We start from the raw sequence: 18,425 nt of genomic DNA on the forward strand, positions 1-18,425 counted from the left end.
GTTACACATCGGTCCTACAAAAACCATTCAGCTCTCGCAATAGCTGCCGATACAGTCCTGCTACACACCTTGCTGGCTACCAAAAACAACAATCTTCCAGCCAACCGACGATCTAGAAGCACAACGTTCCTGGAGGACTTTTGATGAATAGCTGGTTCGGCAATATCAGCGTGAACATGAAGCTGGGCTTGGGGTTCGGCCTGGTCCTGGCCCTGACCTGCGTCCTCGCCCTGACCGGCTGGACGAGCCTGGGCGGATTGATTGACCGCAGCAACTGGATGAGCGACATCACCCAGCTCAATGCCGGCCTGACCAAGCTGCGTGTGGTTCGCCTGCAATACATGCTGACCAACGGCGACGAAACCGCCGCACAGAACGTCCAGACCACGCTCGAGGCGTTCTCCGCTCAGCAACAAGCGCTGCTGGTGAAATTCAAGAGCCCGGAAAACCTCAAGCTGCTCAAAGAGCAAGGCGCCGTCATCGACGCCTACAAGACGTCCCTGAACAAAATGCGCAGCGCCTACCGCACCGGTAATAGCGCGCGCGACGCCATGGGCGCCAATGCCGACACCGCGAACACGCTGATCAACGCCATCAACACCCGCGTGCAGCAAATGCCTCTGAGCGACCAGCGCTTCGAACAATTCCAGGCCATCACGGCGGCCAAGGAAGCCTTCTTGCTGGCCCGCTACGAAGTGCGCGGCTACACCGCGACCACCAACGCCGAGACCGAGCAAAAAGCCGTCGGCCAACTGGACGTGGCAATCGCCAGCCTGAAACCCCTCAACGTGCATTTCGCCGACACCCAGCAAGATGCCCTGCGTCAGCTGGAAACCGCACTGACCAACTACCGCAGCGCCTTGCAGGCTTATAAAGCGGCCAACACCGATGCGGTGCAGGCACGCAAGGAAATGACCGACCAGGGCGCCGCCATCGTGACCCTGAGTGATGAGCTGTATCAGATCCAACTCGACCGCCGTGACGTCGAAAGCGCCCAGGCTCGCACACTACAGCTGATCAGCACCTTGCTGGCGTTGCTGGTGGGCATCATTGCTGCCGTGATCATCACCCGTCAGATTACCGGCCCGCTGCGCGACACCTTGGCCGTGGTTGAACGCATTGCCAGCGGCGATCTGTCCCAGGACGTCAAAGTGACTCGCCGCGACGAACTCGGCGTGTTGCAACAAGGCATCGCTCGCATGGGCGTGACCCTGCGTGACTTGATCAGCGGCATCCGCGACGGCGTCACCCAGATCGCCAGCGCTGCGGAAGAGCTATCCGCCGTGACCGAGCAAACCAGCGCCGGCGTAAACAGCCAAAAGATCGAAACCGATCAGGTGGCCACCGCCATGCACGAGATGACGGCCACCGTGCAGGAAGTCGCACGCAACGCCGAACAAGCCTCCCAGGCTGCGGCCGCTGCTGATGGCGAAGCCCGTGAAGGCGACAAGGTGGTGAACGAAGCCATCGCCCAGATCGAACGCCTGGCCACTGAAGTGGCGCGCTCCACCGAAGCCATGAGCGTGCTGCAACAGGAAAGCGACAAGATCGGCAGCGTCATGGACGTGATCAAGGCGGTAGCCGAACAGACCAACCTGCTGGCGCTCAACGCCGCCATCGAAGCGGCCCGTGCCGGTGAAGCCGGTCGTGGTTTTGCCGTGGTGGCCGACGAAGTCCGTGGCCTGGCTCAGCGCACGCAGAAATCCACCGAAGAAATCGAAGGCCTGGTGGCCGGTCTACAGAACGGCACACAACAAGTGTCCGCCGTGATGAACAACAGCCGCGCCCTGACCGACAGCAGCGTCGCGCTGACTCGCAAGGCTGGCGTGTCACTGGAAAACATCACCCGCACGGTATCCAACATCCAGTCGATGAACCAGCAGATTGCGGCAGCCGCCGAGCAGCAAAGCGCCGTGGCCGAAGAGATCAGCCGCAGCATCATCAACGTGCGCGACGTGTCCGAACAGACCGCCGCCGCCAGCGATGAAACCGCTGCGTCCAGTGTTGAACTGGCGCGGTTGGGCAATCAGTTGCAGATGATGGTGAGTCACTTCCGGGTCTGACATTCACTTTGCGGTGAATGAAAGAACCAATCGCGAGCAAGCTCGCTCCCACATTTGATCGGCGTCGACCACTTAACCGTGGAACGACGCAAACCATTGTGGGAGCGAGCTTGCTCGCGATGGCTATCTAACAAACAAACGAGAGATTCGCTGTTAACCCCATTCTCAAACACTGATCGCATTGGTAAACACCAACCGATTCCCGAACGGATCACTGATCGTCATGTCCTGGCTTCCCCAGGGCATGGCCTGAATCTGCGGGTGAGCAAAGGGATACTCCTTGGCCAGCAACTGCTGCTGGAACACTTCCAACTCATCAGTCTCAATCCGCAGCGCCGAGCCCGGCGTGCTGTCACCGTGGTGCTCGGAGAGGTGCAGCACACATTCGCCGCGAGAGACTTGCAGGTACAGCGGAAAACCGGGTTCAAAGCGATGCTGCCAGTCGATCTTGAAACCCAGGAAGTCGACGTAGAACTCCACGGCCTTGATTTCATCGAAAATCCGCAGGATCGGGGTGGTTTTGCCGAAGCTCATGGAGTTGCTCCCAGACTGATAAGGCCCAGAGTGTAGCTGGGCGAGATGTCAGCGCTTCGGCTTGGCGATGGCTTTCTTTAGTCTCAATGTGCCATCACTGTGACGCAGCACTCGGAATGTTTACTGAAACCCATCACGCAAGTCCCCTTGCCGCGCCAGAAACCGCCCTTCCCTTCTTCCGTTTGCCTGACCTTCGCTGTAACTCAACACACCGTTGACCCACACCCCATCGATACCTTCCGCCGCCCGTTGCGGATCATTGAAATCCGCCACATCACGTATCGTCACAGGATTGAACAACACCAGATCCGCCCAATGTCCTTCACGGATTTCGCCACGTTCCTTCAAGCCAAATCGCGCCGCCGACAACCCGGTCATCTTGTGCACGGCGGTGTGCAGCGGAAACAGCCCTACGTCTCGACTGAAATGTCCGAGCACGCGTGGGAATGCACCCCACAAGCGTGGATGCGGGAACGGGTCTTCCGGCAATCCGTCAGATCCCACCATCGACAGCGGATGCGCGAGGATTCTTCGTACATCCGCCTCGTCCATTCCGTAGTACACCGCACCGGCCGGTTGCAGGCGTCGGGCGGCATCAAGTAGCGGCACGCCCCACTCAGCAGCGATGTCCATCAGGTCACGGCCACCCACTTCAGGGTGCGGCGTTGACCAAGTGATGGTGATGCGATGAGCGTCGGTGACTTGCTTGAGGTCCAGCGTCGATGAACTCGCCGCGTAGGGATAACAGTCGCAGCCTACCGGGTGGGTTTTCGCCGCCTGCTCAAGGGACGCCAACAGTTGCGGACTGCGCCCCCAGTTACCGGCGCCCGCACATTTGAGGTGGGAAATGATCACCGGTGTTTTCGCATGACGGCCGATCTGGAATGCTTCATCCATGGCCTCCAGCACAGGCTCGAATTCGCTGCGCAAATGGGTGGTGTAAACCGCACCGAAAGCGGTCAGCTCTTCGGTCAATTGCATCACTTCATCGGTGGACGCCGAGAACGCGTTGGCATAGGCAAGCCCCGTGGACAGGCCCAACGCACCGGCCTCAAGACTGTCGCGCAGTTGCTCGCGCATCGCGCTGATTTCGTCCTGCGTGGCAGTACGAAACAGATCGTCGAGGTGGTTGCTGCGCAGCGCCGTGTGGCCGACCAGTGCGGCCACGTTCAGCGTAGTTTTCGCCGCTTCGACGGCGGCGCGGTAGTCGCTGAACCTCGGATAAATGAACGCAGCAGCGGTGCCGAGCAGGTTCATCGGGTCGGGAGGATCACCGCGCAAACTCACCGGCGATGCGCTGATCCCGCAGTTGCCGACAATCACGGTGGTCACGCCCTGGCTGAGCTTGGGCAGCATCTGCGGCTGGCGGATCACCACGGTGTCGTCGTGGGTGTGCACGTCGATGAAGCCTGGCGCCAATACGCGGCCGGCGGCGTCAAATTCTTCAGTGGCGCTGGCATCGTGCAAGTCGCCGATACGTTCGATGCGGCCGTTCAGAATCGCCACGTCGGCGGGATAACCGGCGGCATTGCTGCCATCGATGATCAGGGCGTTGCGAATCAGCGTGTCGTACTTCATTTCAGTCTCCCAGCGGCAAGTGATCGTCGCCGCCGCGGTAATCGTCCAGGGCGAGTTTGATCCGCCGCAGACGCTCTTGATTGTCTTCAGGATTGGCCAGCGCCAGCTCGGTGGCGAGCACGTCGATGGCCAGCAACATGCCGTAGCGCGCCGCCGTGGGTTTGTAGATGAATGAGGTTTCGACGCCTTGCAGCGGCAGCAGCACATCAGCCAATTGCGCCAGGGGCGAGTCGGCCCGGGTGATGGCGAGAATTCGTGCGCCGTAGCTGCGCGCCAGCTCGACGGTCTCGAGCAGTTCGGGCGTGATGCCGGTCAACGAACAGGCAATGACTGCGCGTTCGGCATCGAGGCTGGCGGCAGTCACGCGCATCATCACCGGGTCGTGGCACACCGCAATCGGGTAGCCGAAACGCACCAGCCGTACTTGCAGTTCATCACTGCACAAGGTCGAGCATCCGCCCATGCCGAAGGCGTGAATCATCCGCGCCTTGCCCAGCAGTTTTACCGCGTCGGCGAAACGTGATTCGTCGAAGGCCGACAGATGCTGACGCAATGTCGACTCGATATCGCCAACGATCTGCCCGTAAAACGCCGACTGCTCGGGCGTGCCCGCCGGGTCCAAAAAACGGCTGCCGACGCCGCTGGCCTGGGCCAGTTGCAGCCGTAGATCGCGCAAGTCGCGGCAGCCGACCGTACGAGCAAAACGCGAGAGCGTGGCGGTGCTGACTTCCGCTCTCAGCGCCAGTTCATCGAGACTGGCGGCGGAGGCAAATCCTACGTCGTCGAGCATCAGCCGAGCGATGCGTCCTTCGCCCGCGCTGAAGGAATCCTGACGGGCGCGGATCTGGTAGAGGATGTCCATGGCGGGCGGCTCCGGCTAAAGCAGATAAGAAAGGCCCACGGTCAGACCGAAGGCGACGACCGAGATAATGGTCTCGAGCACCGTCCAGGTCTTGAAGGTCTGGGCGACGGTCATGTTGAAGTATTCCTTGATCAACCAGAAGCCGCCGTCATTGACGTGGGAAAAGATAACCGACCCCGCGCCCGTCGCCAGCACCAACAGCTCCGGATGGGGATACCCCAGACCAATGGCCACCGGCGCGACGATCCCCGACGCGGTGGTCATGGCCACGGTGGCGGACCCGGTGGCGATGCGCATCAGCGCGGCGAACAGCCAGCCCATCAACAGAGGCGACAGGTGGAATACCTGGGCCAGGCTGACGATCTGGTCGGTGACGCCAGCGTCCACCAGAATCCGGTTCAAGCCGCCGCCCGCGCCCACCAGCAAGGTGATGCTGGCGGTCGGTGCCAGGCATTCGTTGGTGAATTTGAGGATCGATTCGCGGTTGAAGCCTTGGGCCAGGCCAAGCGTCCAGAAGCTCAGCAAGGTCGCCAGCAGCAAGGCGATCACCGAGTTGCCGATGAACAACAGAAACTGATTGAAGCCGCTGCCCGGCGTGGAAATCAGATTGGCCCAGCCGCCGACCAGCATCAGCACCACTGGCAACAGAATGGTCGCCATGGTGATGCCGAAACCCGGCAGGCTGTCGCGCGGTTCACGCTCGAGAAACTGACGCTCCAGCGGGTTATCTTCCGGCAGTTGAATGCGCGGCACGATGAACTTGGCGTAGAGGGGGCCGGCGATGATCGCGGTCGGAATCCCGATCAGGATCGCGTAAAGCAAGGTCTGCCCCACCGAGGCCTGATAGGCCTGCACCGCCAGCATCGCCGCCGGGTGTGGCGGCACCAGCGCGTGGACCACCGAGAGCCCGGCCACCATCGGCAAACCGACCATCAGAATCGAAACGCCTACGCGCCGCGCCACGGTGAAAGCGATCGGCACGAGCAGTACAAAACCGACCTCGAAGAACAGCGGCAGTCCTACAAGGAAAGCGATGCAAACCATCGCCCAGTGCGCATTTTTCTCACCGAAGCGGTCGATCAACGTACGCGCCATCTGCTCGGCGCCGCCAGACTCGGCCATCATCTTGCCGAGCATCGTGCCCAGCGCGACCACCAGCGCGATATGGCCCAGCGTTTTGCCGACGCCCGCTTCGTACGCCCCCACTACGCCCGACGGTGGCATCCCGGCAAGCAACGCCAGGCCGATGGAGACCAGGGTGATTACGATGAACGGATTGAGCCGGTAGCGGGCGATCAGAACGATCAGCGCGATGATGGCGATGGCGGCGTAAACCAGCAGCCAATAGCCGAAGGACGGTGTCATGCGGTACTCCTCGAAAGGGTCACGTCGAATGGGTTGTGAAACTCATAAAACATTTCGAGGTGTTATTTTCAAACGAGGTGAAAGTAATTTTCGTGGAGGGATAAGGGTTGTCGCGCTGAGGTATGGGCGGTCGCCGGTTATGAAAATCAAGGGGAGTTATTTACATGATCGTTCCCATGCGGGGGAACGATCAGTTGCCAGTCTCAGTCGTGATTGACGCGGGCGCGCTTGAGCAGTTTCTTGCAGCGTTCGGACAAGTGCAGCACGCGCAGATGTTTGCCTGCCTTGCCGTAGCGTTCACGCAGCGTCTTTAGCGCGGCGATGGCCGAATAGTCGACAAAGCTCAGGTGGCGACAATCGATCGTCACGACGGGCGGATCGTTGGCGGGATCGAATTGATTGAGGAAAGGTGCAGTCGAGGCGAAGAACAGCGTGCCATGCAGAAGGTAAAGCTTGCTGCCATCGGCTTCTAGGTGACTGTCGGCATAAAGCTCGCGAGCCTGCTGCCAGGCGAAGTTGAGCGCCGCAATGATGATCCCGCAGAGCACTGCAGTGGCCAGATCGGTGAACACCGTAATGACCGTTACCGCGAGGATCACCAACACATCGTTCAGCGGAACTTTGTTCAACACCCTAAGCGAGGCCCAGGCGAAGGTTTGCTGCGACACCACGAACATCACCCCGACCAACGCGGCCAGCGGGATGCGCTCGATCAGCGGCGAAAGGAAGAGGATGAACAGCAAAATCATCACGCCGGCCACCACACCGGACAGCCGACCGCGACCGCCGGAACTGAGGTTGATCACGGTTTGACCGATCATGGCGCAGCCACCCATACCGCCGAATACACCAGAGACCATGTTGGCCGCGCCTAGCGCCACGCATTCGCGATCCGGGTAGCCACGGCTCTCGGTGATCTCATCGGTGAGGTTCAGGGTCAGCAGGGTTTCCAGCAGGCCGACCAACGCCATCAATATCGCGTAAGGCGCGATGATGCGCAGGGTTTCCAGGTTCCAGGGAATGTCTGGCAGCGCAAAGGTCGGCAAGCCGCCGGCGATGTGCGCCATATCGCCCAAGGTGCGGGTCGGCAGACCGAGCAGATAAACCGCCAGACCAACGCCCAGAATCGCCACCAGCGCCGGCGGCACGGCGCGCGTCAGACGCGGCAGCAAGTAAACGATGGCCATCGTGACAGCAACCAGCCCCGCCATCAGGTACAGCGGCGTGCCGCTGAGCCAGACGTCACCGCTCTTGAAGTGTTCCAGCTGCGCCAGAGCAATGATGATCGCCAGGCCGTTGACGAAGCCGAGCATCACCGGGTGCGGCACCATGCGCACCAGCTTGCCAAGCTTCAGCAACCCGAACGCGAGCATGATCAACCCACCCAGCAACACGGTGGCCAGCAAGTACTGCACACCGTGCTGCACCACCAAAGCGACGATCACCACGGCCATCGATCCAGCGGCGCCGGACACCATGCCCGGCCGCCCACCAAAAAGCGCGGTCAGGGTGCAAATGATGAAGGCGCCGTAAAGCCCCATCAATGGATTGAGGTGAGCAACCAGCGCGAAGGCGATGCATTCGGGTAGCAGGGCGAAAGACGTGGTGAGTCCGGCCAGGGTATCGGCGCGCAGACGTGTTGGTTTCATGGATTACCCAAAGATACAGGTCGCAGGAAGTGACCGGAAAAGAGGGTGCGGATGTTACGAAATTGAAGGCGACCCGGCCAGTTATTGGATAGCGAGCTGATCGGGCTGGAGTTTTCAGCATCACGATAAGCGTTATACTCGGCACTCATTCCCCGACCGAGCCAAGTCAATGACAACTGTGCGTCGCAACGGAAAAAAACTGAACTCCGATACCGTCATTCGCGCTATCGCCAGCTCTACCGCCATCGAGACGGGACAGAGCATCGAAGTGATCGAGCGCAAACTAAAAAGTAAAGCCTGCAAGTTCCTGCATCTCAATCTTGCACCGTAAAACAGGAGCTCGGTGTGCGGCACATCTTACCATTCATGCCGACAACGCTTGCCGAACCCAATGTTCCATTGGTCCATAATTGCAGTTGAGCCCTTGATTGATCGCCGCAAAGTAAGCGTCCTTATTCTCCTCCCAAGTGCTGTAATCCAGCGGCGTGCGGCCCGCTTGTACGGACATCACATCCGCCAGTAACCGTGACAAGCGGCCGTTACCTTCACGAAACGGGTGAATCAGGATGAACTCTACGTGGGTCAAGGCAATCGCCTCAATCAACGCTTCGTCGGTACAGGTGCTACAAGGTGTAAATCTGACAAGACAATCATTTTCGAAATCACCGAGCAGTCGGGGAATTTGCGGCACAGCCGCGAAGAAGAAGCCACCCTTGCCCATATTGACCGAGCGCACGTCTCCCGCCCACGGATAGATGTTTCCCAGCCATCGTCGGTGCCAGTCCTTCAGATCCTGAACAGTCAGTTGCCGATCAGGCAAGTTCTCGAGTAATACCGATTGGTACAACTTTTCCAACAGCACCAACTCAGCATCGTCCATATCCTCCGGATCGGTAATACCCAGTTTGTTGGCTAACACCTGCTCGTCCGAACCCGGTTCATAGGTACTTTGCGCCCCTTCGGCGTCGTAACGATTGTTCATTTTTCAAGCCTCCTGGCCTAGTCCACACTTGTGAAATCAACCATAGGCCTGGGAACGGTGTTTGATCAAACCAGAAAACAAAAACGGCCACCCGAGGGCCGCCGTTTGGATGACTGATAACGCAGTCACATTTCGTTTCAATACCTTCACACCATCTCGTCACGAATCCATTCAATCACCGATGTCCGCTTCGGCGCCCAGCCCAGCAACTCCCGCGCCTTTTTACCGCGAACCCGGCTGTTGGAGCCCAGGCCATAGTTGGCCATTTCATAACCCCACTCGGCTTCGGCCTCTTTCAGCGGCCAGTCTTGTGGCTCACCCAGATTCAGCGCTTGGGCAATCGCAGTGGTCATGTCGATGAACGACGCTTCACCGCTTTCGACGAAGTAGAAGGTGCCCGGTACGTTTTTGGTCAGCGCCAGCAGGTACAGGGAAACCACGTCTTCGATGTGTACGTTGGACCAGATGTTCTGGCCGGTACCGACATGCCGGACCACACCACTTTTACGCGCCTGTTTCAGCAAGCGCGGCAATTGCACGCTGTCACGTTTGACGCCCAGGCTGTGGCCGTAGATCAAAGTGTTGCAGATGACTGCCGAGTTCACTCCGTCCTTTGCTGCGGCGAGGATCAGGTTGTCGATGGCCACGCGAGCAGCCTTGTCGACGGTAGGTGCCGGCAGGTTGTCTTCGTAATAGATAACGTCGCTGGATTTGCCGCCCGACGCATCGCCAACAATGCTCGAGCCGCTGGTGTGCAGGAACACTTTGTTGGAACCGCGAAGTGCATCGAGCAACGCGTCCACCGCACCGCGATGGTCGCTGCTCGCGGCGTTGATCACCGCATCGGCAGCACGGGCCTGCTCGGCCAGCAATGCGCTGTCGTCAAGCGTGCCGAGCACCGGGGTGATACCCAGAGCACTCAGTTCATTGGCTTGTTCGGTACTGCGCACCAGGCCGGTGACTTTGTAACCCGCCTGGACCAGACCGGTGGCGATGGAGCCGCCGATGAAACCCGCGGCGCCGGTAATGAATACGTTCATGGAGAAACTCCCTGCGTTAATAAGTGATGCAGCCAGTATCGAGGACCGATGCCTGCGGAAACAGACGGCGTTGCCCAATTCACTCTTGCGCAGGGATCACGAATCAGCCCTTGAAGTCCGCGTTCGCGTAAGCCGCCAATTTGCCCTGGATGAAGTCCAGGAAGCATTGAATCCTTAGCGCAAGTTGCGAGTTACGGTAGTACACCGCATTGATCGGCTGGCGATAACCGCTGTTGAAATCCGCCAGCAGCACCTGCAAACGTCCGGCGCGGATGTCATCAATCGTCATGAAGTGCGACAGGCAGGCAATGCCCTGACCTTCCAGCGCCAAGTGCCTGATCGTCTCACCGCTGGACGCGCTGATTGAAGCCTGAATCGGCCAGCGATCACCTTGGACGTAGCGCAACGGCCATTGGTTGAGGCCTTCGTTCTGGGTAAAGCCCAGCAGCGTATGCCCGGACAAATCCGCCACTTCGGCCGGTACACCGTGTTTTTCAAGATACGCCGGGCTGGCGACGATGTGCAGCGGACTGCATCCCAGCGATCGAGCGTGCAAGGTCGAGTCGGCGAGCGTGCCAATGCGGATGGCGATGTCGGTGCTTTGCTCCAGCAAATCGATGATCAGATCGTTGCTGTTGAGTTCCAGCTGGATGTCCGGATAGAGCCGGCGGAACTCATCGATGTAGGGCACGATGGCGTGCAGCATGAACGGCGATGCGGCGTTGATCCGCAGACGCCCGGATGGGGTTTGTTGGCGTGAGGTCAGCCGTTCTTCGAGCTCGTCCATTTGATCGAGAATCAGCTTGGCGTGCTCGAAGAAGTACTTGCCCTCTTCGGTCAAGTCCATGCGCCGCGTGGTGCGGTTGATCAGCGTGGTATCGAGTTTCGCCTCCAGCCGCGACAGCGTGCGGCTGACTGCCGAAGGCGTTTGCCCGACCTGTTCGGCCGCAGCGGAAATCGACCCGCATTCAATCACGCAGACGAAAATCTGCAACTCATCGGATCTGGCTTTCACGGATGCCCCTCATTCAAAACTGGCTTGATAGTAGCTGGATGCGGGGCAAAAGGAACCTTACGCTGGCAGGCTGAACACCTCGGTCAAATGCTGCTCATAGCGCGCGACCGATCCCGCCCGACGCTGTTTATCTTCTACGAGATCTGGCAGTCCCAGGCTCACTTGGACGTGCACTCTAACCTGCCGCACATGAAGCAATTCCTCGAGCAGCGCGATGAGTACCTGGAACGGGATTTCGATATCCGCGCCATCGACATGCTCAGCCCGTCGTCCGCTACCCGCTGATCAGCAAGTGGCCGCCGAGCACGCCCAGGCCAATGAAGAACACGCGCTTGAACAGCACGGCGCTGATCCGCTGGCGCAGCCATTGCCCCAGCAACATGCCGAGCACCGCCGGGATCAGCGCCAGCAACGACGCACTTAACTCGCCACCGCCCAGTGCGCCACGCCACAACAGGCCGGCGGCCAAGGCCAGGGTCGAGACGGTGAACGATAGACCCAGCGCCTGCACCAGTTCATCCTTGGTCAAGCCCAACGCTTGCAGATAAGGCACGGCCGGAATCACGAAGACGCCGGTGGCCGAGGTGATGACGCCCGTCAACAGGCCGCAAAGCGGACCGAGCCAGCGCTCGGTGTGACGGCCGACACGCAAGGTCGGCAGAAACAACCCGCTCAACGCATAGAGCAACAGCGCAGCGCCCAATCCCCGTACGACCCAATGACCACCCGCCATGCCGATCCACAACGTGCCGGCTCCGGTGCCGATGAAGATCGCCAGCAACATCGGCCACAGGCGTTTGATCAACCCCCGCAGATGCCCACCGAATGCCAGTTGCCAGACATTGGTGAGCGTCGCGGGGATGATCAGCAGTGCGGCAGCCTGCGACGGAGCCATAGCCAGACCGAGTAGACCCATGGCGATGGTTGGCAGACCGAGGCCGATCATGCCCTTGATCATGCCGGCCAGCAGAAAGGTCGCGATGACCATCAAGGAAAGGGCCAGACCGAGGTTTTGATAGAACGCGGCGAGAGTATTCATGGCGCTATCGTGGGCCCGGATTGGCTGCTTGAAAATCTGCCATATACTGAGGCAGCCTCTCGTCAAGCAATAGGCTGAAAACTTCGTCGTTTTGAAGGCCGCTATCGCGAGCAAGCTCGCTCCCACAGTGGACCGAGTCGGTGCGGATGACGCGGTCACCTGTGGGAGCGAGCTTGCTCGCGATAGCGGCCTTCCAGACAACACAGATCAAGAGGTTGCCGATGCACTTCGACCTGACCGACCTGCGCCTCTACCTGAATATCCTCGACAGCGGCAACATCACCGCCGGCGCGGCTCGCAGTCATCTGTCCCTGGCGGCGGCGAGTGCACGCATCCGCGCCATGGAGGCTTCGTTGGGGATCGAATTCCTGGAGCGAGGTCGCCGCGGTGTCAGCCCGACCCCGGCCGGCAAAGCTCTGGCGCAACACGCCCGCGTCCTGCTGCAACAGGCCGAACGCATGCAACAGGACCTGGCCGAATACGCCAAGGGCGTCAAAGGCCAGGTCCGACTGTTATGCAATACCACGGCGATCACCGAGTACCTGCCTGAGTTGCTTGCAGACTTCCTGCGCAGCCACCCCAACCTCGACATCGATCTACAAGAACTGCCCAGTGCACGCATCACCCACGCCTTGCGCCAAGGTGCGGCAGACCTGGGCATCGTCTCTGACGTCGTCGACACCGATGACCTGCAGACCCGCCCGTTTCGCGACGATCCGCTGGTGCTGATAATGCCCGGCGATCACCCCTTGGCACACGCAGGTGTCGTGAGCTTCAACGATACCTTGCACCACGACTATGTCGGTCTGAACGCCAACAGCGCGTTGGCGGTGTACCTGGAAGAACAGGCGCTGCACACCGGATCACGCCTGCAAATCCGCATCCGTGCCGACGGTTTCGAGGGTGTGATGCGCATGGTCGCTCGGGGGGCCGGGCTGGCGATCGTGCCCCTCGCGGCGGTTGAGCGCTGGCGTGGAGAACAATCCTTCAAGAGCCTCGCCCTGCGAGAACCTTGGGCCATGCGCAAACTGTTGCTCTGTGCGCGGGATTTCTCCGCATTGCCCGGTTACGCCAAGGCCTTGCTACACGCCTTGACTCTCCCCTGAGGGGCAGACTTTACCCTTGAGCTTTCATCTTCAAGGACAGAGACGATGGGCAAACGAATTCTGGTGATTCTGGGTCATCCGGCGAGCAACAGTTTCTGCGGCGCACTCGCCGAGCGTTACGCACAGTCGGCGGTGCGTGCCGGGCATGAGGTGCGCCAGTTGTTTCTGGGCGCAATGGACTTTGACCCGGTGCTGCGTGAAGGTTATCAACAGGTCCAACCACTGGAAGCCGACTTGCGCCGCGCCCAGGCGGACATTGTGTGGGCCGAGCACCTGACGCTGGTTTATCCGATCTGGTGGGGTGGAATTCCGGCATTGCTAAAGGGCTTTTTCGATCGGGTGTTCCTGCCGGGTTTCGCGTTCAAATACCGCGAAGGCAAAGCCTTTCCCGAGAAACTCCTGCACGGTCGCAGCGCCCATTTGCTGGTGACCATGGACACGCCCCCCTGGTATTACCGCTGGATCTATCGCATGCCTGGACTGCATCAGATCCGCAAAACCACCTTGGCTTTTTGCGGTATCGAACCTCAACGAACGCTCACGTTTGGCCCGATTCTCGGCTCCAGCGCTGATCAGCGTGAAACCTGGTTGCTGCAGGCCCAGGCTATCGCCAGCCGCTGAGACTGCCGATAATGCACCGGGCTACCACGGCGAAAAGGGACTTTCCATGTACATCGGCCAAGCCGCGCAACGCTCCGGAACCACGATCAAGAGCATCCGCCATTACGAGTCGATCGGCCTGCTGCCTGCCGCTCAGCGGTTGGGAAAATACCGCGTCTACGACCAGCAAAGCGTTGACCTGCTGATCTTCATCAAGTGCGCGCAGCAGCTGGGTTTCAGGCTCAAGGAATTGCAGTCGATCTTCGCCGGACATCAAGGGCCGCAAATGCCGTGGGAACTGGCCCATCAGGTCATCGCCGCCAAGAAGCTGGAAATCAGCGAACGGATCGCTGCGCTGTCGCAGCAGCATTCGCAATTGGTCGAGTTCGAAGCCAGCCTCGAACGGAGCCGGTTCGATTGCCCGCTGAACAGTCTTTGAGGGCAATGCGCGTTTCTGGACAGCTCAATGTCGAGCACAGACAACTGACCGGTGGACGGGCGCTATAGGGTGCGACTTCAGTTCTCTAGTTCACTGCCCCGGAGTCCATATGACCGCACCTATTACCGTTCTTCGCGATACCCACCCACTGCCGGTACTCGACGCCTGCAAATGGGAAAAACTCGAAGGCGACCCGCACACCGTCAACCTCAACGCCTACACAAGCGAAGACGGCAGCAAAATCATGGGCACCTGGATCTGCACGCCGGGCAAATGGTATGTGGAATACGTGAAGTGGGAATACTGCGATTTCCGCGAGGGGTACTGCATCATCACCCCAGAGGGAAAGGAGCCGATCCATCTGCGCGCCGGTGACATTTTTGTCATTGAGCCGGGCATGAAAGGCACGTGGGAAGTGGTTGAAACCGTGCGTAAGTATTTCGTGTTTGCCTGATGCAAAAAAACCGGGAGATCACCCGACGTGATTTCCCGGTAAATGTCGATAGGAACATGCCGTACTTGTGGGAGCGAGCTTGCTCGCGATGGCGGTGGAACATCCACAACCAGTGTTGACTGTGCCGCCCCCATCGCGAGCAAGCTCGCTCCCACAGGTTTTATTGCGGTTTGCGATAGCTGTTGATGATTGCCGAGAAGTCTTTGCCACCATCCCCACGCTGGCTCATCGCCTGATACAACTGCTGGGCCACCGCGCCGAGCACCACCGGTTGGTGCGCCTGACGTGCCGCCTCAGTGGCCAGTCCCAGATCCTTGAGCATCAGTTCGGCACCGAAACCGCCAGTGTAGCCACGCGAGGCCGGCGACGTTTCGACGATACCCGGCCACGGGTTGTACATTTCCGAACTCCAGCAACGGCCGGTGGAACTGTTGATGATTCCGGCCAACACTGTTGTGTCGATCCCGAGCGCATCACCCAGTGCCATGGCTTCGCTGACACCGACCATGGAGATCGCCAGCAGCAGGTTGTTGCAGATCTTGGCAATTTGCCCGGTGCCGACTTCGCCGCAATGGACGATGTTGCGGCCCATCTGCGCCAACACTGGTTGCAGGGTGGCGAACAGCTCAGGGGTAGCGCCCACCATAAACGTCAGGGTCCCGGCTGCCGCACCGCCAGTACCGCCCGACACAGGCGCATCCGCCATGGCCACGCCTTGCTTGGCCGCCGCAGCGGCGACATCACGCGCCGTCTGCGGATCGATGGTGCTGCAATCGACTGCCGGCACGCCCTTGGCGATACCCGCCAGCACGCCGTCTTCACCCAGCCACACGCTGCGCACATGCACAGCAGCTGGCAGCATGGTGATCACCAGTTCTGCGCCTTGAGCCGCTTCACGTGCCGAAGCGCTGATGCTGCCGCCCAGTTGTTCCAGCTCGGCCAGAACGGTTTTGTTCAGGTCGACCAGGTTCAGTGCGTGGCCGGCCTTGATCAGGTTACGCGCCATCGGCGCGCCCATGTTGCCGAGACCGATAAAAGCGATTTTCATGTCCGGCTCCTTAACGCAAGTTGATGGTGGTGTTCACACCGTCGTTGACGCTGTTGTCATCGAACCAGCGACTGGTGACAGTCTTGGTCTGAGTGTAGAACTGCACCACTTGCTTGCCATACGGACCGAGGTCGCCGAGTTTGGACCCGCGCGAACCGGTGAAGCTGAAAAACGGAACCGGCACCGGAATCGGGATGTTGATGCCGACCTGGCCAACGTCGATTTCCGTCTGGAATTTACGCGCCGCCGCCCCGCTCTGAGTGAACAGGCCAGTGCCGTTACCGAACGGGTTGGCGTTGACCAGTGCGATGGCCTCATCGAGCGTATCGACTTCAAGCACCACCAGCACCGGACCGAAGATTTCCTGGGTGTAGATCTGCATCTCGGGGGTTACGCCGGAGAACAGGGTCGGGCCGACAAAGTTGCCCTTCTCGAAGCCTGGAACCGTGATATCGCGACCGTCCAGCTCCAGCTTGGCGCCTTCCTTGATGCCGCTTTCGATCAGATCCAGAATCCGCGCCTTGGCCTTTTTGGAAATCACCGGACCGACGTCAGTGCCCGGCTCACTGCCGGCATTCACTTTGAGTTTCTGCGCCAGCGCCTTCAGGTCAGGCAGCCATTGCTTGGCCGCGCCCACCAGCACCACGACGGATGTGGCCATGCAGCGTTGCCCGGCCGCACCGAAACCGGCACCGACCAGCGCATTGAGCGCTTGTTCGCGGTTCGCGTCCGGCAGCACAACGGCGTGGTTCTTCGCGCCCATCATCGATTGCACGCGCTTGCCGTGTTTACCGGCCAGGTCGTAGACGTGAGTGCCGACGGCGGTCGAACCGACGAAGGAAACAGCCTTGATGTCCTTGTGGGTGCAGAGCGCATCCACCACGTCTTTACCGCCATGAACGACGTTGAGCACGCCCGCCGGAACACCGGCCTCGATCGCCAGTTCCACCAGCAGCATGGTCGACATCGGGTCCTGTTCGGACGGCTTGAGCACGAAGGTGTTGCCGCAGGCGATGGCCATCGGGAACATCCACAGGGGAATCATGGCCGGGAAGTTGAACGGGGTGATGCCGGCGCAAACGCCGATTGGTTGACGCAGGGTGTAGGTATCGACGCCGCCAGCAACGTTCTCGGCGAACTCGCCCATTTGCAGGCTGCCGATGGAGCAAGCGTGCTCGACCACTTCCAGGCCGCGGAAGATATCGCCTTCAGCGTCGGCGATGGTTTTGCCTTGTTCGTTGCTGAGCACCACGGCGATGCGCTTGGAGTGTTCGCGAATCAACGCCTGGAGCTTGAGCATGATGCGCATCCGCGCGCCGATTGGCGTCAGCTTCCAGGTCTGGAAGGCGCGATGGGCGGCGCTGATCGCGGCGTCGACTTCAGAAGCCGTGGCAAACGGAACCTTGGCCAGCACTTGCTGGGTCGCCGGGTTGACGATGTCGTGCCACTCGGTGGTCTGGGACTCGACCCACTCGCCGTCGATCAACAGCTTTACCGTTTGGACAGTGGTTTCGTTTGGCGTGAGCGATGCGTTCATGTTGGGTCTCCGGGACGTTGTTCTTATTTAGAGAGCTATCTGGGGAGCCAAGGCGAGAAAGTCGCCTTGAGATGAGGCGCGTATTGCGAATTGGTTGTCGGACTGTTTTTGGAGTATAGATGTGCAAACTTCTAATAAGAACGCACATAAAAGCCGGTCCATCATGCAAAAAAACATCACGTCTCTAGGCTCGTTGAACTGGGACGACCTCAAGTTCTTCCTTGAAGTCGCCCGCACCCGCAAGGCCAGCACCGCGGCGAAGCGCCTGGCGGTCGACTACACCACTGTGTCGCGGCGCATCAGCTCGCTGGAAGCGGCGTTGGGCACTTTGCTGTTCGAGAAATCCCGGACCAGCGGTTTTGTCCTGACCGCCGAAGGCCAGCGGTTGCTCGGTTACGCCGAGTCGATTGAAAGCACGCTACACATGGCCTGCGAGCAGGTTTCGGGGTCCGGGGTCGCGTTATCCGGGCATGTGCGCATGGGCTGTACCGAAGGCTTCGGCAGCTTTTTCATCACCCCGCAGCTGAGCCATTTCGTCGACGCCTACCCGGCGATCTCGGTGGACATCCTGCCGCTGCCGCACTTCATCAGCCTGTCCAAACGCGAGGCGGACATCGTCATCGCGTTGGAGCGCCCGGAGCATGGTCCGTACGTCTGCTGCAAACTCTGCGATTACCGATTACAGCTCTACGCGACCCAGGATTATCTGGATAAGCACCCACCGATCCGACGCCCGGCTGACTTGGGTAAACATTCATTCATTAGTTACGTCGACGATCTGGCGTTCAGCTCGGAGCTGTTGTACCTGGCGAATGTGTTGCCCGGCGCCAGTGCCAACCTGCGCAGCACCAGTGTGATTGCGCAATTCGTGGCCGCACAGCAAGGGCGGTCGCTGGCGATTCTGCCGTGCTTCCTGGCAGCCCAGGATCCGCGATTGCTGCCGGTGTTGCCGCAAGAGATCAACATCACTCGACAGTTCTGGATGTACTGCCGCGAAGACCTGCGCAAGCTCAAGCGGATCACCCTGTTGTGGGATTACATCCGCGCGGTTACTGAGCAGAATCAAGGTCTGTTGATGGGTGAAAGTCGCGAGATGCTGTTCGCGGATTAGTCG

The 18,425-nt window shown here is 59.9% G+C and carries 18 protein-coding genes and 1 pseudogene; 8 read left to right on the top strand and 11 right to left on the bottom strand.

What is annotated here, in order from left to right; translation table 11 throughout:
• Positions 1–143 precede the first annotated feature (143 nt).
• Positions 144–2,063, top strand: a complete 1,920-nt coding sequence (locus CUN63_RS08665) for a methyl-accepting chemotaxis protein (RefSeq protein ID WP_129438688.1) — start codon at positions 144–146, stop codon at positions 2,061–2,063.
• Positions 2,064–2,228: 165 nt separating this feature from the next.
• Here the strand turns inward: CUN63_RS08665 and CUN63_RS08670 are convergent, their stop codons facing one another.
• From CUN63_RS08670 to CUN63_RS08690, 5 genes are all read right to left on the bottom strand, one after another.
• Positions 2,229–2,597 carry a glyoxalase superfamily protein gene (locus tag CUN63_RS08670; protein WP_129438690.1) on the bottom strand — a complete coding sequence of 123 codons (369 nt, stop codon included), beginning with the start codon at positions 2,595–2,597 and terminating at the stop codon, positions 2,229–2,231.
• Between the two features lie 120 nt (positions 2,598–2,717).
• Complete coding sequence (locus tag CUN63_RS08675; protein ID WP_129438692.1) at positions 2,718–4,175, bottom strand: amidohydrolase family protein; 1,458 nt, start codon at positions 4,173–4,175, stop codon at positions 2,718–2,720.
• 1 nt (position 4,176) lies between these two features.
• A complete protein-coding gene (locus tag CUN63_RS08680; RefSeq protein ID WP_129438694.1) occupies positions 4,177–5,037 on the bottom strand; it encodes a MurR/RpiR family transcriptional regulator in 861 nt (286 codons plus the stop codon).
• A gap of 15 nt (positions 5,038–5,052) precedes the next feature.
• The gene (locus CUN63_RS08685) at positions 5,053–6,402 is read right to left on the bottom strand and encodes a GntP family permease (RefSeq protein WP_008149082.1); all 1,350 of its coding nucleotides are present in this window, start codon (positions 6,400–6,402) and stop codon (positions 5,053–5,055) included.
• Between the two features lie 203 nt (positions 6,403–6,605).
• On the bottom strand, positions 6,606–8,051 hold the full coding sequence (locus tag CUN63_RS08690) for a SulP family inorganic anion transporter (RefSeq protein ID WP_129438696.1): 1,446 nt from the start codon (positions 8,049–8,051) through the stop codon (positions 6,606–6,608).
• A gap of 169 nt (positions 8,052–8,220) precedes the next feature.
• Between CUN63_RS08690 and CUN63_RS31670 the strand changes: the two genes are divergently transcribed.
• Positions 8,221–8,382 (top strand): hypothetical protein, encoded by a 162-nt coding sequence (locus CUN63_RS31670; RefSeq protein ID WP_165353241.1) that lies wholly within the window; start codon positions 8,221–8,223, stop codon positions 8,380–8,382.
• A gap of 33 nt (positions 8,383–8,415) precedes the next feature.
• On the opposite strand, the gene CUN63_RS08695 is transcribed toward CUN63_RS31670, so the two are convergent.
• The 3 genes from CUN63_RS08695 to CUN63_RS08705 all read right to left on the bottom strand — a co-directional run bounded on the left by CUN63_RS08695 (position 8,416) and on the right by CUN63_RS08705 (position 11,088).
• Positions 8,416–9,033 (bottom strand): Fic family protein, encoded by a 618-nt coding sequence (locus tag CUN63_RS08695; protein ID WP_129438698.1) that lies wholly within the window; start codon positions 9,031–9,033, stop codon positions 8,416–8,418.
• A gap of 146 nt (positions 9,034–9,179) precedes the next feature.
• On the bottom strand, positions 9,180–10,073 hold the full coding sequence (locus CUN63_RS08700) for an NAD-dependent epimerase/dehydratase family protein (RefSeq protein ID WP_129438700.1): 894 nt from the start codon (positions 10,071–10,073) through the stop codon (positions 9,180–9,182).
• A gap of 103 nt (positions 10,074–10,176) precedes the next feature.
• Entirely contained in the window at positions 10,177–11,088 is a 912-nt protein-coding gene (locus CUN63_RS08705) for a LysR family transcriptional regulator (protein WP_129438702.1), read from the bottom strand.
• A 102-nt stretch (positions 11,089–11,190) separates the two neighbouring features.
• Here CUN63_RS08705 and CUN63_RS08710 point away from each other — a divergent pair.
• Positions 11,191–11,373, top strand: a pseudogene (locus CUN63_RS08710) (putative quinol monooxygenase); the annotation flags it as partial.
• Here the strand turns inward: CUN63_RS08710 and CUN63_RS08715 are convergent.
• Positions 11,363–12,127 carry a sulfite exporter TauE/SafE family protein gene (locus CUN63_RS08715; protein WP_129438704.1) on the bottom strand — a complete coding sequence of 255 codons (765 nt, stop codon included), beginning with the start codon at positions 12,125–12,127 and terminating at the stop codon, positions 11,363–11,365. The pseudogene CUN63_RS08710 and the gene CUN63_RS08715 overlap by 11 nt on opposite strands.
• A gap of 221 nt (positions 12,128–12,348) precedes the next feature.
• On the opposite strand from CUN63_RS08715, the gene CUN63_RS08720 reads away from it, so the two are divergent.
• From CUN63_RS08720 to CUN63_RS08735, 4 genes are all read left to right on the top strand, one after another.
• Positions 12,349–13,233: a LysR substrate-binding domain-containing protein gene (locus CUN63_RS08720; protein ID WP_129438706.1), complete on the top strand. Its 885-nt coding sequence runs from the start codon at positions 12,349–12,351 to the stop codon at positions 13,231–13,233.
• A gap of 45 nt (positions 13,234–13,278) precedes the next feature.
• Entirely contained in the window at positions 13,279–13,854 is a 576-nt protein-coding gene (locus CUN63_RS08725; RefSeq protein ID WP_129438708.1) for an NAD(P)H-dependent oxidoreductase, read from the top strand.
• A gap of 46 nt (positions 13,855–13,900) precedes the next feature.
• Complete coding sequence (locus CUN63_RS08730) at positions 13,901–14,272, top strand: MerR family transcriptional regulator (protein ID WP_129438710.1); 372 nt, start codon at positions 13,901–13,903, stop codon at positions 14,270–14,272.
• A 109-nt stretch (positions 14,273–14,381) separates the two neighbouring features.
• Positions 14,382–14,726, top strand: coding sequence for a cupin domain-containing protein (locus CUN63_RS08735; protein ID WP_007946320.1), 345 nt, complete (start codon positions 14,382–14,384; stop codon positions 14,724–14,726).
• A 160-nt stretch (positions 14,727–14,886) separates the two neighbouring features.
• On the opposite strand, the gene mmsB is transcribed toward CUN63_RS08735, so the two are convergent.
• Positions 14,887–15,774 (bottom strand): 3-hydroxyisobutyrate dehydrogenase, encoded by an 888-nt coding sequence (gene mmsB / locus CUN63_RS08740; protein ID WP_129438712.1) that lies wholly within the window; start codon positions 15,772–15,774, stop codon positions 14,887–14,889.
• A 10-nt stretch (positions 15,775–15,784) separates the two neighbouring features.
• Positions 15,785–17,311 (bottom strand): CoA-acylating methylmalonate-semialdehyde dehydrogenase, encoded by a 1,527-nt coding sequence (locus CUN63_RS08745; RefSeq protein WP_129438714.1) that lies wholly within the window; start codon positions 17,309–17,311, stop codon positions 15,785–15,787.
• 163 nt (positions 17,312–17,474) lie between these two features.
• Here CUN63_RS08745 and CUN63_RS08750 point away from each other — a divergent pair, with 163 nt between their 5' ends.
• The gene (locus CUN63_RS08750; RefSeq protein ID WP_129438716.1) at positions 17,475–18,422 is read left to right on the top strand and encodes a LysR family transcriptional regulator; all 948 of its coding nucleotides are present in this window, start codon (positions 17,475–17,477) and stop codon (positions 18,420–18,422) included.
• Positions 18,423–18,425 lie beyond the last annotated feature (3 nt).

The sequence above is a fragment of the Pseudomonas sp. ACM7 genome (assembly GCF_004136015.1).
Classification (GTDB): domain Bacteria; phylum Pseudomonadota; class Gammaproteobacteria; order Pseudomonadales; family Pseudomonadaceae; genus Aquipseudomonas; species Aquipseudomonas frigoris.